Annotated in this window: 14 protein-coding genes; 7 read left to right on the top strand and 7 right to left on the bottom strand. The window is 62.9% G+C overall.

The genetic code is table 11. The features are described from left to right. From ACK41V_RS21925 to ACK41V_RS21910, 4 genes are all read right to left on the bottom strand, one after another. On the bottom strand, positions 1–401 hold a 401-nt coding region (locus ACK41V_RS21925; protein ID WP_409785561.1), incomplete at its 3' end, for a sigma-70 family RNA polymerase sigma factor. Positions 402–465: 64 nt separating this feature from the next. Continuing rightward, a complete protein-coding gene (locus ACK41V_RS21920; RefSeq protein ID WP_409785559.1) occupies positions 466–1,365 on the bottom strand; it encodes a hypothetical protein in 900 nt (299 codons plus the stop codon). A 68-nt stretch (positions 1,366–1,433) separates the two neighbouring features. After that, positions 1,434–2,245, bottom strand: a protein-coding gene (locus ACK41V_RS21915; protein ID WP_409785557.1) for an IS5 family transposase whose coding sequence is annotated in 2 segments (ribosomal slippage) — positions 1,434–1,915 and positions 1,915–2,245 — 813 coding nt in all. Because the reading frame shifts where the segments join, the coding sequence is not laid out codon by codon here. Between the two features lie 272 nt (positions 2,246–2,517). Next, on the bottom strand, positions 2,518–4,164 hold the full coding sequence (locus ACK41V_RS21910; RefSeq protein WP_409785555.1) for a methyl-accepting chemotaxis protein: 1,647 nt from the start codon (positions 4,162–4,164) through the stop codon (positions 2,518–2,520). A gap of 270 nt (positions 4,165–4,434) precedes the next feature. Here ACK41V_RS21910 and ACK41V_RS21905 point away from each other — a divergent pair, with 270 nt between their 5' ends. The 6 genes from ACK41V_RS21905 to ACK41V_RS21880 all read left to right on the top strand — a co-directional run bounded on the left by ACK41V_RS21905 (position 4,435) and on the right by ACK41V_RS21880 (position 9,861). Next, positions 4,435–5,019: an RBBP9/YdeN family alpha/beta hydrolase gene (locus tag ACK41V_RS21905; RefSeq protein ID WP_409785553.1), complete on the top strand. Its 585-nt coding sequence runs from the start codon at positions 4,435–4,437 to the stop codon at positions 5,017–5,019. Positions 5,020–5,248: 229 nt separating this feature from the next. Next, entirely contained in the window at positions 5,249–6,250 is a 1,002-nt protein-coding gene (locus tag ACK41V_RS21900) for a sulfate ABC transporter substrate-binding protein (RefSeq protein ID WP_409785551.1), read from the top strand. Between the two features lie 3 nt (positions 6,251–6,253). Continuing rightward, complete coding sequence (gene cysT, locus ACK41V_RS21895; RefSeq protein WP_409785550.1) at positions 6,254–7,144, top strand: sulfate ABC transporter permease subunit CysT; 891 nt, start codon at positions 6,254–6,256, stop codon at positions 7,142–7,144. Beyond that, complete coding sequence (gene cysW, locus ACK41V_RS21890; protein ID WP_409785548.1) at positions 7,141–8,043, top strand: sulfate ABC transporter permease subunit CysW; 903 nt, start codon at positions 7,141–7,143, stop codon at positions 8,041–8,043. Before cysT ends, cysW begins: the two co-directional genes overlap by 4 nt. A gap of 15 nt (positions 8,044–8,058) precedes the next feature. Further along, positions 8,059–9,183 (top strand): sulfate/molybdate ABC transporter ATP-binding protein, encoded by a 1,125-nt coding sequence (locus tag ACK41V_RS21885; protein ID WP_409785547.1) that lies wholly within the window; start codon positions 8,059–8,061, stop codon positions 9,181–9,183. Positions 9,184–9,321: 138 nt separating this feature from the next. Beyond that, positions 9,322–9,861: a disulfide bond formation protein B gene (locus ACK41V_RS21880; protein WP_409785546.1), complete on the top strand. Its 540-nt coding sequence runs from the start codon at positions 9,322–9,324 to the stop codon at positions 9,859–9,861. Between the two features lie 72 nt (positions 9,862–9,933). Here the strand turns inward: ACK41V_RS21880 and ACK41V_RS21875 are convergent, their stop codons facing one another. The 3 genes from ACK41V_RS21875 to ACK41V_RS21865 form a co-directional block, all read right to left on the bottom strand. Then, complete coding sequence (locus tag ACK41V_RS21875) at positions 9,934–10,152, bottom strand: hypothetical protein (protein ID WP_409785544.1); 219 nt, start codon at positions 10,150–10,152, stop codon at positions 9,934–9,936. Positions 10,153–10,332: 180 nt separating this feature from the next. Next, the gene (locus tag ACK41V_RS21870; RefSeq protein WP_409785564.1) at positions 10,333–10,953 is read right to left on the bottom strand and encodes a glutathione S-transferase; all 621 of its coding nucleotides are present in this window, start codon (positions 10,951–10,953) and stop codon (positions 10,333–10,335) included. Between the two features lie 47 nt (positions 10,954–11,000). Further along, positions 11,001–11,999, bottom strand: a complete 999-nt coding sequence (locus tag ACK41V_RS21865) for a rhodanese-related sulfurtransferase (RefSeq protein ID WP_409785562.1) — start codon at positions 11,997–11,999, stop codon at positions 11,001–11,003. A 91-nt stretch (positions 12,000–12,090) separates the two neighbouring features. Here ACK41V_RS21865 and ACK41V_RS21860 point away from each other — a divergent pair. Further along, on the top strand, positions 12,091–13,165 hold a 1,075-nt coding region (locus ACK41V_RS21860), incomplete at its 3' end, for a GAF domain-containing protein (protein WP_409785542.1).

The following is a 13,165-nucleotide window of genomic DNA, read 5'->3' as shown; positions in this document are numbered from 1 at the left end:
GCGGCGGCCTGCTCGCGCGACTGCAGTTGCCGCACCGGCCCATACCCGGAGTCGGCGGCCAGTGTGTCTGCCAGGCTGCGCTCGTCATCGTCGCTTGCGTCCAGGCTGGTGTGGTTTTTGGCGGTGCGAAGATGGTCCACCAGCCGGTGGTGCGCCAGGGTGAACAACCAGGTCCGAAACTTGGCCTTGACCTCGTAGTGGGCGGCATTGCGCGCCACGGCAAACCAGACATCCTGCAGCAGGTCGTCCGCCACCGCCTGCACCTTCACACTGCGAAAAACAAACCGCCATACCGCCAGCTCGTGCCTGCCATACAGTGTGTCAAACGCGCCCACGTCACCCCCGGCGTAACGCAGCATCAGCGTCTCGTCGGTGTCTTCGGGAGATGGGGCGGTGGGCACCCGCGCATTATGCGAGGAGGCCCTCATTCACCAGCGGCTCCATCAGGCCAGAGGCCACCCACTCCTACCTCGGGTCGGGAACGTACGAAAAGTTGTCCGACTGCGGAAACGCGCGAGGCACGTGTGGCCGCGCAATGGGCTCGCGGATCACGCCGCTGGCGATCAGGTTTTCGCGGCTGTCGTAGCGGATGCTGATCACCTCATTGGGCTGGTCCTGCAGTCGCGTGAAGGTGGTGTGTGAGACCACAGACGTTTCGCGCTGGCCGTGCGCGGTGCCCAGTCTGGCCGACGGTGCGGGTGCTGCTTTGGCCACACTGTCGGCGGACTGTGATCGCGCAGAGGACTCGGCTTCTGATGGCGGGGCTGCTGCTGCCGCTGGAGCTGGAGCGGAAGGTAGCATGCGCCCCAAATCCTCGCGCAGGCCTCCCAGGCTGTTGCCGTTCTCGCGGCGCTCGCGGTGCGGCTCGGGTGTGACCGATGGCGACGGCACCGGCGGCTGCTCGCGAAACAGCGCCACGCCAATCACGCCCACATGGGCCGGACGGCCGGTGCGGTTGGCGTAGGAATTGGCAATGCTGGAGAACTCAAAAGCCGCGACCTGGCTGTCGCTCTTGCGCCAGCCGGTGATCTGATAGCGCTCGTACGGCGAGAACACATACCCGCGCTGGTCCCAGGCGGCGGTTTCGCCGCTGAGCACGTTGACGCCGTCCACTGAAGGCACTGCCAGCACCCGCCCGCCGCTGCGGTTGTGCACCGTCACGGCATAGCGCGTGCCGGGGCGTCCGGCCACCCAGTATTCACCCTTGGCGTAGTGCACCGGCAGCGTGGCACCGGTGTCGCGGTCCACGATGGTGACATCGGCCAGGCGGCCAACGGCCTGGGCTGGCAGGCTGGAGAGGGTCAGCAGCGCGGCCAGTGCCGAGATTGCGGTCAAGGCGGGGCGGGCGAGTGAACGGGGTTTCATGGCAGCTCCATCAAAGTGTTGTGGTGCTGAGTGAAACGAACGGCGTGGGGGAATGGGGTTAAGAGCGGCTAACAAAACGGCAAAAGCCTTCGGACGCAGATGACGCAGCAAGCCAGGGAAAGCAGCGCGACATGAATGTCGATGCGACGCTCAAAGCGGGTGCGAAGTTTCCCAAAAGCTGCCAGCCAGGCGTGGGTGCGCTCGACCACCCAACGATGGCGCCCGAGCCGGTCATTGCGCTCGATGCCTCTGCGGGCGATACGATCCTGGATACTGCGGCGCTTGAGGTGAGCGCGACACCGGGCGAAGTCGTAGCCCTTGTCCGCATGCAACTTGGTAGGCCATCGGCGCGGCCTGCCAGGCTTGCCGCCTACGGCAGGTAGGGCGTCTACCAGCTCCTCGAAGACCACCGAATCATGGCGGTTGGCCCCGGTGACGCAGAACATCAACGGGATGCCTTGGCGGTCCGTGATGAGGTGTCGCTTGCTGCCGAGTTTGCCTCGGTCCGTGGGGTTGGGCCCTGTGTGCGGGTCCCCCGGGGGCTGGGCACACTGGCTGCATCTATACAGGCACGGCTGAAGTCCAGCTTGTCAGCACCGCGCAGTTCGCCCAGCAATGCCATGTGCAGACGGTGCCATACGCCAGCGGCCTGCCAGTCGCGCAGGCGCCTCCAACAGGTCATGCCACTGCCAAAGCCCAATTCCTGGGGCAGATGCTCCCAAGGGGTGCCGGTGCGCAGTATGAACAGGATGCCATTTAAGGCTTGCTCATCGCTGAGTCGAGGCCTGCCGCCCTTGGGCGAAGGGGCCGCTACGGGAAGTAGCGGTTCAATCCTTTTGTACAACGCCGTGCTGATTTCTTTGTTTCTGTTCTTTCCCATGCCGCCTCAAACGCACGAACTGCATTTGACGATGACAGGCTTTTGTTAGCCGCTCTAAGTGCGATCCAAACAATCTGAAATATTTCTCAGAGCCTCCACAGATCTATCCCCGCACTGGCGTTTGCGGGCCGTGCGGCCCGGCAGCATGGCACGCATGCTTGCCGCAGTGCCTGCATCTTGCCGGATGCACCGGTGGAGATTGAGTCACAGCATTGCCATCTCGAAAGCGCTTCTGCGCGATGGCCGCAACCTCATGTCCGCGCCTGACAGCCTCAGTGGCCCAGGCGGCGCATTCCGGCTGAGGGCAGGGCGGTGCTTCGGGTACCGGGTGTGGCGCGCGGGGCTGCAGCTGTGCCGCCGCTGACATGGAACACAGCCACCAGATCGGCCAGGCGCTGCGCCTGTTCGCGCAGGTTCTCTGCGGCCATAGTGCTTTCGCCCACCAGTGCACCGTTTTGCTGGGTCATCTGGTCCAGTTGCGTCACGGCCACGTTGACCTGTGAGATGCCGTCGCTTTGTTCTGCCGCAGCGGTGCTGATCTCGCCAATGATGCCGTTCACCCGCTGAACGCCCTGAACGATTTCATTCATCGTCACCCCGGCGTTGGCCACCAGCTGGCTGCCTGAATCGACCTTCTCAACGCTGGACTGGATCAATGACTTGATCTCCTTGGCAGCCGCCGCACTGCGCTGTGCCAGGCTGCGCACTTCTGTGGCCACCACCGCGAAGCCGCGCCCTTGCTCGCCTGCGCGGGCCGCTTCGACAGCCGCGTTCAACGCCAGGATGTTGGTCTGAAACGCAATGCCGTCGATCACGCCAATGATGTCGGAGATCTTCTGGCTGCTGTGGTGGATGTCCTGCATGGTGCTCACCACCTGCTGCATCACCTCGCCGCCCTTGGTGGCGGTGCCTGCCGCCGTGGTGGCCAACTGGTTGGCCTGGCGGGCGGAATCAGCGCTTTGGCGGACGGTGGCGGTCAGCTCTTCCATGCTGGCTGCGGTTTGCTCCAGGCTGCTGGCGGCTTGTTCGGTGCGGTTTCCCAGATTCTGGTTGCCGCTGCTGATGTCGTCGCTGGTGGCGCGCAGCTGCGCAATGTTGTCGCGCACGGCAGACACCAGTTCGTGAAAGCGTTGCTGCATGTCGCGCACGGCCACCATCACGCTGCCGGTGTCACCTGCTTTCACGTGCACAGGCACGGTGAGGTCGCCCTGCTGGATGGCCTGCACCACGGCGCGCACTTCGCTGGGCTCTGCGCCCAGCTCACGGCCGATGCTGCGCGATACGGTCACCGTGGCTGCCACGCTGATCAGCACGGCCAGCAGGGTGATGGCCAGCATCACGCCAGTGAACTGGCTGGCGTCCTGGTTGGCCGTCTCGCTGTTCTTGATGATGCGGGCCTCTTCATAGTCGATGAGCTTGTTGGCAGCGGCCAGCCATTGTTCGTACTGCGGCTTGGCCTCGGCCCAAAGCAGGGCTTCTGCGCCAGCGCGGTCCCCGGCCTGCATCAGTCCCACCACTTTGCCGGTGGTGGCCACCGTGCGTGCCTCGATGTCTTTGAGTGCTTGCACCATGGGCCCGACTTCGGGCGGTACCTGGGTGGCGGTTGCGAGCACGGCGTCCAGCTGTGTGGCGGACTTGGCGTAAAAATCGGCGAGCCGCGCGATGGATTCAACTTCTTTTTTGCGGGCGTCTTCATTGGGCGCCAGCACCACGTCGCGCACGGCAATGGATCGGTCGTGCGCAGAGCCTCGAAAGTTGATGGCTGCGCGTTGGATGACCGCGTTCTGGGTGGCATTGGCCGTCAGTGCGCCGTCAATGCCCCGCGCAATCAGCATGCTGTAGATCGACATGCCGAGCAAAGCCACGATGACCAGGCCGAAGCCAGCCATCAGGCGCTGGCTGATTTTCCATGTGTGCATTGAAATGTGCCTCTTGAAGATGTCTTGTGACGAACGTGCCAATACGAACGAGGCTGAACCAGCCTTTGCCTCAATCGTTTGTGCATTTGGTTACGAGTTTACTCATTGGTATTTAAATATACCGATTGGTATAAATTAAACACTCGATAGTCAAGGTCTTCAGAGGTGGGGATCGGGGGGGGAAGTGCCGTCTTTTAGATGATTTGGCGATTAAATTACAAGAATTAAGTCGTTTGGGTTTTAAAGACCGGCTCGCAGAATGCCAACCCTGTGACCACCACTTCCATCATCATCGTCCCCGGCTGGCGCGACTCTGGCCCTGGCCACTGGCAAAGCCTGTGGGCCGAACGCCTGCCGCAGGCGCGCCGCGTGGTGCAGGACGACTGGATCACACCCACGCGTTCGGCCTGGGTGGGGCAACTGGAAAAGACGGTGCTCGCGGCACCTCACCCTGTCGTGATCGTGGCGCACAGCCTGGGCTGCATTGCCACATCCCATATCAGCGCCGAGGCCGCTGAACGTATTTGTGGTGCCTTGCTGGTGGCCCCCGCCGACCCGGAGCGCCGCGCGATCCTGAGCGACTTTGCCCCGGTGCCCTACGCCGCGTTGCCGTACCGCAGCATCGTGGTGGCCAGCAGCAACGACCCCTTTTGCCCCATCCGCCTGGCAGGTGCCTACGCGCGGGCCTGGGGGAGCGAGTTTGTGCGCATGCAGAACGCGGGGCACATCAACGTGGACTCGGGCCACGGGGAATGGCCGCTGGGTTGGGCGTTGCTGCAGTCGCTGGAAGGCGACCGGGCGGAGGGCAGCGCGCATTGGTCTGGCGCTGTTCAGGCATCGCCCGCGGCAGCGTAGCGCCGTTTACTCCTCTATTGATAGCTGCTAGCGCTTATTGGATAAGCGCTAGAGGCCAATTTGGCTTATATTTTCGACCAGCACACTGAATGCTCAACCTTCAAGGGATTGGGGTGGGTGCAGGTTTCTATATTCCCAATCTCGATTAATTAACAAGAATATATTCTTTTGAGTTTTAAGCGGCACTCCGCACAATCCACCACCTCCAGCTTTTCCTCAGGCGACGCACATGACAACTTCTTTGAAACTCAAGACCCTTCTGGCCACGCTGGCCCTGGCCTCCAGTGGTTTGGCTGCAGCGCAGACCACGCTGCTCAATGTGTCGTACGACGTGGCCCGCGAGTTTTACAAGGACTACAACGCAGCGTTTGTGGCGCACTACAAGAAGACCACCGGACAGGATGTGAAGATCGACCAGTCGCATGCGGGCTCCAGCGCCCAGGCGCGTGCCGTGCGGGACGGGCTGGACGCCGATGTGGTCACCATGAACACCACCACCGACGTGCAGTTTTTGGCCGACAGCGGTCTGGTGGCCAAGGACTGGACCAAGAAGTTTCCGCACGACGCATCGCCCACCACATCCACCATGTTGTTCCTGGTGCGCAATGGCAACCCCAAGGGCATCAAGGACTGGGACGACCTGATCAAGCCCGGCGTGCAGGTGATTGTGGTCAACCCCAAGACGGGCGGCAACGGTCGTTATGCCTACCTGGCCGCCTGGGGCGCCGTGCGCGAAAAGGGCGGCACTGAAGAGCAGGCCGCCGAGTTTGTGGCCAAGCTGTACAAAAACGTGCCGGTGCTGGCCAAGGGCGGGCGCGATGCGACGGCCACCTTCCTGCAGCGCAACATTGGCGACGTGCTGATCACGTTTGAATCCGAAGTGGTGTCCATCGACCGCGAATTTGGCGCGGGCAAGGTCGATTCCATTTACCCCTCGGTGAGCGTAGTGGCCGAGAACCCCGTAGCCATCGTCGAACGCACCACTGCCAAGAAAAATTCGGGCGCGCTGGCCAAGGCGTATCTGGACTATCTGTACTCGGACGAAGCGCAAGAGATTGCCGCCAAGCACGCGATTCGCCCGCGTTCAGAAGCCGTGCTCAAGAAGCACGCAGCCACCTTCAAGCCAGTCAAGCAGTTCACCGTGTCCAAGTATTTTGGTTCGCTGACCGAAGCGCAGAAAGTGCACTTCAATGACGGCGGCCAGTTCGACAAGATCTACAGCGCCAAATAAGCCATGAGTTCCGCGACCTCTGCGGCCGCGCAGGGGGCCTTGTTGGCCTCTGCGCAGGCCGGTCGGCGTGCGCCCAAGCGGGTGTTGCCTGGCTTTGGCATCACGCTGGGCTACACGCTTTTCTATCTCAGCATCATCGTGCTGATTCCGCTGTCGGCCCTGATCTTCAAGACCTTCACGCTGACCTGGGTCGAGTTCTGGGCGGCGGTCAGCTCGCCACGGGTCGTGGCGTCCTACAAGCTCACGTTTGGCGCGTCGTTGATCGCGGCGCTGGTCAATCTGGTGTTTGGCCTGCTGATTGCCTGGGTGCTGGTGCGCTACAAATTTCCGGGCAAAAAGATTGTGGATGCGCTGGTGGACTTGCCGTTTGCACTGCCCACCGCCGTGGCGGGTATTTCGCTGACCGCGCTGCTGGCGGGCAACGGCTGGGTCGGGCAGATCCTGGAGCCCATGGGCATTCAGCTGGCGTTCAAGCCCGCCGGTATCGTCATTGCGCTGATCTTCATCGGCCTGCCGTTTGTGGTGCGCACGGTGCAACCCGTGCTCGAAGACGCCGAGAAAGAGCTGGAAGAAGCCGCTACCTGCCTGGGCGCCACGCGCTTGCAGACGTTCACCAAGGTCATCTTGCCGTCCATCACGCCTGCTTTGCTGACCGGCTTTGCCATGGCGTTTGCGCGGGCGGTGGGCGAATACGGTTCGGTCATCTTTATCGCAGGCAACGTCCCCATGGTGTCTGAAATCACGCCGCTCATCATCATCGGCAAGCTGGAGCAATACGACTACGCGGGCGCCACTGCGGTAGCCACGGTGATGCTGGTCATCTCGTTCGTTTTGCTGCTCATCATCAACGCACTGCAGGCTTGGCAGCGACGCCACGCGGGAGCACCAGCATGAGCGGCGCCGCTACACGGACCGTGCGCCGCACGCAGGCGGGCACGACGGAGTCGCCCTGGGTGCGCTACACGCTGATCGGTATTGCGCTGGTCTTCATGCTGCTGTTTTTGGTGCTGCCGCTCGCAGCGGTGTTTGCCGAGGCGCTGCGCAAAGGTTTTGGCGCTTATCTGGAAGGCCTGCGTGAGCCCGACGCCTGGTCGGCCATCAAGCTCACGCTGATCACCGCGCTCATCGCCGTGCCGCTGAACCTGGTGTTCGGCGTGGCGGCGGCTTGGTGTATTGCCAAGTACGAGTTTCGGGGCAAGGCGTTTTTGACCACGCTGGTGGACCTGCCTTTTTCGGTGTCGCCCGTGGTGGCGGGTTTGGTCTATGTGCTGATGTTCGGCGCGCAGGGCTGGTTTGGCCCGTGGCTGCAGGCGCATGACATCAAGATCATCTTTGCCGTGCCGGGCATCGTGCTGGCCACGGTGTTTGTGACCTTCCCGTTCATCGCGCGCGAGCTGATCCCGCTGATGCAGGCGCAGGGCAACGACGAGGAGCAGGCGGCCATCGTGCTGGGCGCAACCGGCTGGCAGACCTTCTGGTATGTCACGCTACCCAACATCAAATGGGGCCTGCTGTACGGCGTGATTCTGTGCAACGCGCGTGCCATGGGCGAGTTTGGCGCGGTGTCGGTGGTGTCGGGCCACATTCGCGGGCAGACCAACACCATCCCGCTGCACGTTGAAATTCTCTACAACGAATACCAGTCGGTCGCCGCGTTCGCCGCAGCCTCGCTGCTGGCCTTGCTGGCCCTGGTCACGTTGGTCATCAAGACCATTGCCGAACACCGCAACGAGCAGGCCCTGAAAGCCGCTGCCGAATTGCCCCCCGAGCGCCCCGCGCCCGCTGGCGTTTGAAGGAAGAAGAACACCATGAGCATTGAAATCCGCAACGTCAGCAAGCAGTTTGGCGACTTCCATGCGCTGCGCGACGTGAGCCTTGATATTGCATCCGGCGAACTCATCGCGCTGCTCGGCCCCTCGGGCTGCGGCAAGACCACGCTGCTGCGCATCATTGCCGGGCTGGAAACTGCCGACGTGGGCACGATCCACTTCAGCGGCGAAGACACCACCGACGTACATGTGCGCGAGCGCAACGTGGGCTTTGTGTTTCAGCACTACGCGCTGTTTCGCCACATGACCGTGTTCGAGAACGTAGCCTTTGGCCTGCGCGTGAAACCCCGCAACCAGCGCCCCAGCGAGGCGCAGATCAAGCAGAAGGTGACCGACTTGCTCAAGCTGGTGCAGCTCGACTGGCTGGCCGAGCGATTCCCTTCGCAGCTTTCGGGCGGACAGCGCCAGCGCATTGCGCTGGCGCGCGCCCTGGCGGTGGAGCCCAAGGTGCTGCTGCTCGATGAGCCCTTTGGTGCGCTGGACGCCAAGGTGCGCAAGGAACTGCGCCGCTGGCTGCGCCGCCTGCACGACGAGTTGCATGTCACCAGCATCTTTGTGACGCACGACCAGGAAGAGGCGCTGGAAGTGGCCGACCGCGTGGTGGTGATCAACCAGGGCCGCATCGAGCAAAGCGGCTCGCCCCAGCAGGTATGGGACCAGCCCGCCAGCCCGTTTGTGTACGGCTTTCTGGGCGATGTGAACCTGTTCCACGGCCGCGCGCATGAGGGGCTGGTGCACCTCGATGGCATGCAGATCGATTCGCCCGAACACGCCACCACGCAGGACACCAAGGCGTTTGCCTATGTGCGCCCGCACGACCTGGATGTGCAGCGCTACTCGCCCGGTGCGGGTGTAGACGCCGAAGGCCGCCCCCGAGGCATCGTCGCGCAACTGAGCCGCGCCATCGTGGTGGGCCCCATTGCGCGGCTGGAACTTATTCCATCCGACGATCACAAACCAGCGGACAATGCGTCCCCTGAACACTTGATCGAAGCGCAGATTCCTGCGCAGCAGTTCAAGGAGATGGGGTTCAAAGAGGGTGAAACGCTGGTGGTAACACCGCGCCGCGCCCGTGTTTTTCTGGATCACGCCGCTGGAATCTGATTCCCCCTGAGCCGCTTCGCGTCTTCCCCCTGAGGGGGACGCACCTGGTGGACTGGCGGAGCCAGATCCACGGGTGCACTGGCTTGGGGCGCGCCGGCTTTAGCGTGCAGCGCCCGGGCGATAGCTATTGGATGAGGGATGAAAATGAATTGGTTGACTGCGGCTCCGCGCCGTGTGCTGGCATTGATCAGCGTGGCTTGTGTGGCGATGCTGGCGTTTGGCATGTATTTGCAGCATGTCGTGGGCCTGGAGCCTTGCCCGATGTGCATCGTGCAGCGTTATGCTCTCATTGGTGTAGCAATCTTTACAGCCCTGGCAAGCGCTAGAGGCCAAAAAGGCTGGTGGATGACCATGGCCGCGCTGGCGCTGCTTTCGTCCGGCTTTGGCGCCTTTGTGGCGGCTCGCCAGAGCTGGCTGCAGTGGTACCCACCCGAGATCGCCACCTGTGGCCGCGACTTCTACGGAATGATCGAAAACTACCCCATCAGCCGCGCCATCCCCATGATCTTCCGTGGCTCGGGTGACTGCGCTGCGATTGACTGGACCTTTCTGGGTGGCTCGATAGCCAACTGGTCGTTCCTCTGCTTTGTGGGGTTTGCCGTGGTGCTGCTGGCGCTGCTCGTGAGTGGCCTCAAGGGCGGTCGCCGCAGTGGCGGTTCGGGCTATTCAATGGCCTGATGCTGCTGATGCATCGAACCCGCTAAAAAGGCGCTCCCCGGAGCGCCTTTTTCGTTGGTGCTCAGGTTTCGACTAGCTGAATACCACGTCACCCGCATCCAACGACGGCGGACGCAGCAAGTCTTCATTGATGCCCATGGTCTGGCTGGCGCGCTCCACGGCCTGCCAAAGTGGAGGGGGCATTTGCAGTATTTCTTCCGGCGAGGAAGAGCGCGCAATCCATGCGCTGATTTGCAGGTGCTGCTCATGGGTGAGCAGGTCGAGGTTCAGCATCTCGTCGATGATCTTCATCTTGGTGGAGTCAATCCGTGGTTTTTTGATCTGGCGCTGCCGCAGCAATGCCTGGAAAGCGATGGCAGCGCATGGCCGAAGCAGGCCGCGCGGTCGCGAAAATTGCGGGGCCTCGCACGGAGGTATCTGAAATACATGGTGCCCGAAACACCGATCTCAAGCGCGGTTTCATCGATGGCGTCAACCCGCGGCATCCGCACGGTGTGGAAACGGCGCACCTTCGGTGCCATCGGCCCAGGCAGGCAGCTTGTGCATCACGCTCTCGAACAGGTTGCTCGCCTGCCACTGAGCCAGCCACGCCTGCAGGTGCGGCCAGGGTTGGGCGTCCCACCACGTGATTTCAATGCCCGCAAATTGCCGTACGAACGGAGCAATCGCCATGTCCGCCAGGGCCGCGTGGTCGCCAAATAGGAAGGCGTGCTGGGTGAGCCGCGCCTCCAGACCTTGCAGCCACTCCACGGCCTGTTTTCGCGCTGCGGGTGCGTCAGCCTCTGGGTAGCGGCTTGGGTATTTGCAGCGGTCGAGCGCCTGCTTGAAGTGGCCGTCGCAGTCAGCAATCAGCGCCAGCATGTCGGCTTCGGTGCCTTCACTGGGCGCCAACCAGCGCGCAGGGTCGTGCTGCGTCAGTGCCCAGCGCATGATGTCGAGGCTCTGGTCCAGCACCCGTCCATCCGCCAGCACCAGCACCGGCACGGTCGCTTTGGGCGACGCCTGCAGCAGGCCCTGGGGCTTGTTGCGCAGCACCACCTCGCGCAGCTCGCAGGCCTGGCCGCTCACAGCCAGCGCCAGTCGGGCACGCATGGCATACGGGCAACGGCGAAAGGAATACAGAACGGGAAGGGCAGCGCTCACGCGGAATCGTCCTCATCCGCGATTTCCTCGCGGGTGATGCTACGAAGGAGGGCACCCGGCTGCCGCGCGCCCAGGTGCGGTTGCCCGCGCTGCTCGGCCAAGTCCATCTGGCGCTGGCGCTCGGTCAGGGCGCGTTCTTGCTCCGCCGAGCGGGTGCCGTGGCAGTAGGGGCAGCTCACGCCGCGCACGAAGTGGGGTGATGCCCGTTCCGCCTCACCGAGCGGCATGCGGCACGACCGGCACAGTTGGTGGTGGCCGGGTGCCAGGCCGTGGCCCACGGACACGCGCTCGTCAAACACAAAACAGTCGCCGTGCCAGCGGCTGGCTTCTTCGGGTACCGTCTCCAGGTACTTGAGGATGCCGCCTTCGAGGTGGAACACCTCGTCAAACCCCTGCGACTTGAGCAAAGCAGTGGATTTTTCGCAGCGGATGCCACCGGTGCAGAACATGGCGACCTTGGGCTTGCCCACCAGCACGCCACCGGGTTGTTTCTCGCGTTCGACCCAGGCCGGAAACTCTGCAAAGCTCTTGGTGTGCGGATTGACGGCGCGCTCGAACGTGCCGATGCCCACCTCGTAGTTGTTGCGCGTGTCCACCACCACCACCTCGGGGTCGTCGATGAGCGTGTTCCAGTCCTCGGGCTTGACGTAGGTGCCCGCGTTGAGCGCCGGGTTCAGGCCCGGCACGCCCATCGTCACGATCTCGCGCTTGAGCCGCACGCGCATGCGGTAGAACGGCAGGTGGTCGGTGGGCGCCTGTTTGTGCTGCAGGTTGGCAAAGTGGGTGTCGCTGCGCAACCAGGCCAGCACGGCCAACACATCGGCGGGCGCGCCTGCAATGGTGCCGTTGATGCCTTCGGGCGCCAGCAGCAGCATGCCGCGCACGCTGCGCGCGTCGCACAGGGTCTGCAGGGGCTCGCGCAGCACAGCACAGTCAGGCAGGTCCACAAACTGGTAAAGCGCAACGGTGAGATAGCGGGGTGTGACCGAGTCCACGAAATGAATAAAAGAGCAGAAAAGAAGGCTGATGATAGCGGTCACTTTTCGTTACGATGCGGGAGTCCCCAACGCGCACCCAAGGTGTTTTATGGCCCAGGAATCCACCGTCAACCTGTTTCGCCGCCTGGAGCAGCTCAATGGCATCGGGGCTGCGCTCTCGCGTGAGCGCGACATTGACCGCTTGCTGGAGAACATTCTGGAGGCCGCCAAGGCCATCACCGGGGCCGACGGGGGCACGCTGTACAGCGTGACCGAGGACGAATCCGCGCTCAAGTTCGAGATCCTGCGCACCGACTCGCTGGACATTCGCCTGGGGGGCACTACGGGCAAGCCCATTGATTTTCCGCACCTGCCGCTGCGCAACGCCGATGGCACGCCCAACGATTCCTTGGTGGCCGCCCATGCCGCCATTCACGATCGCACGGTGAACATTGCCGATGCCTACAGCGCAGCAGGGTTCGATTTTTCTGGCACCCGCGCGTTCGATGTGCGCACCGGGTACCGTTCAAAGTCGTTCCTGACCGTGCCGATGAAGAACCACGACCACGAGCTGATCGGTGTGCTGCAGCTCATCAATGCACGCCACTGGGAGACCGGCGAGGTCACCACGTTCTCCGAGGCCGACCAGGGCTTGGCCGAGTCGCTGGCATCGCAGGCGGCCATTGCGCTCACCAACCGCTTGCTCATCACGCAGCTCGAACGCCTGTTCGAGTCGTTCGTGAACCTGATCAACCTGGCCATTGACGAAAAGTCGCCCTATACCGGCGGTCACTGCCAGCGCGTGCCAGCCCTCACCATGATGCTGGCCGAAGCGGTGGACGGTACCGATCAAGGCCCGCTGGCGGGCTTCAAGATGAGTGACCGCGACCGGTACGAGCTCAAAATGGCAGGCCTGCTGCACGACTGCGGCAAGATCACCACGCCCGTGCATGTGGTGGACAAAGCCACCAAGCTGCAAACGCTGTACGACCGCATCGGCCTGGTGGACACGCGGTTTGAAGTCTTGAAGCGCGATGCCGAACTGGCCGCGCTGCGCCGCCAGCTGGCCTTGCGCCCGGTGGTGGATGCACGCGCAGAAGGGCAGGAGCTGCAGGCACTGCAGCACGAGATCCATGCGCTGGAAGATGACCGCGAGTTTCTGCGCCGCTGCAACACCGGTACCG

Origin of the sequence: Acidovorax sp. (assembly GCF_046291265.1) — a bacterium.
In the GTDB taxonomy this organism is placed as follows: Bacteria; Pseudomonadota; Gammaproteobacteria; order Burkholderiales; family Burkholderiaceae_C; genus Acidovorax.
This window is presented reverse-complemented; position numbering and strand designations above follow the sequence as displayed.

Excerpts from the sequence above, each read along its gene's own strand:
- ACK41V_RS21900 (WP_409785551.1), top strand. The coding sequence starts at position 5,249 with ATGACAACTTCTTTGAAACTCAAGACCCTTCTGGCCACGCTGGCCCTG.
- ACK41V_RS21875 (WP_409785544.1), bottom strand. The coding sequence starts at position 10,152 with ATGAAGATCATCGACGAGATGCTGAACCTCGACCTGCTCACCCATGAG.
- ACK41V_RS21870 (WP_409785564.1), bottom strand. The coding sequence starts at position 10,953 with ATGCGTGCCCGACTGGCGCTGGCTGTGAGCGGCCAGGCCTGCGAGCTG.
- ACK41V_RS21885 (WP_409785547.1), top strand. The coding sequence starts at position 8,059 with ATGAGCATTGAAATCCGCAACGTCAGCAAGCAGTTTGGCGACTTCCAT.
- cysW (WP_409785548.1), top strand. The coding sequence starts at position 7,141 with ATGAGCGGCGCCGCTACACGGACCGTGCGCCGCACGCAGGCGGGCACG.
- cysT (WP_409785550.1), top strand. The coding sequence starts at position 6,254 with ATGAGTTCCGCGACCTCTGCGGCCGCGCAGGGGGCCTTGTTGGCCTCT.
- ACK41V_RS21880 (WP_409785546.1), top strand. The coding sequence starts at position 9,322 with ATGAAAATGAATTGGTTGACTGCGGCTCCGCGCCGTGTGCTGGCATTG.
- ACK41V_RS21920 (WP_409785559.1), bottom strand. The coding sequence starts at position 1,365 with ATGAAACCCCGTTCACTCGCCCGCCCCGCCTTGACCGCAATCTCGGCA.
- ACK41V_RS21910 (WP_409785555.1), bottom strand. The coding sequence starts at position 4,164 with ATGCACACATGGAAAATCAGCCAGCGCCTGATGGCTGGCTTCGGCCTG.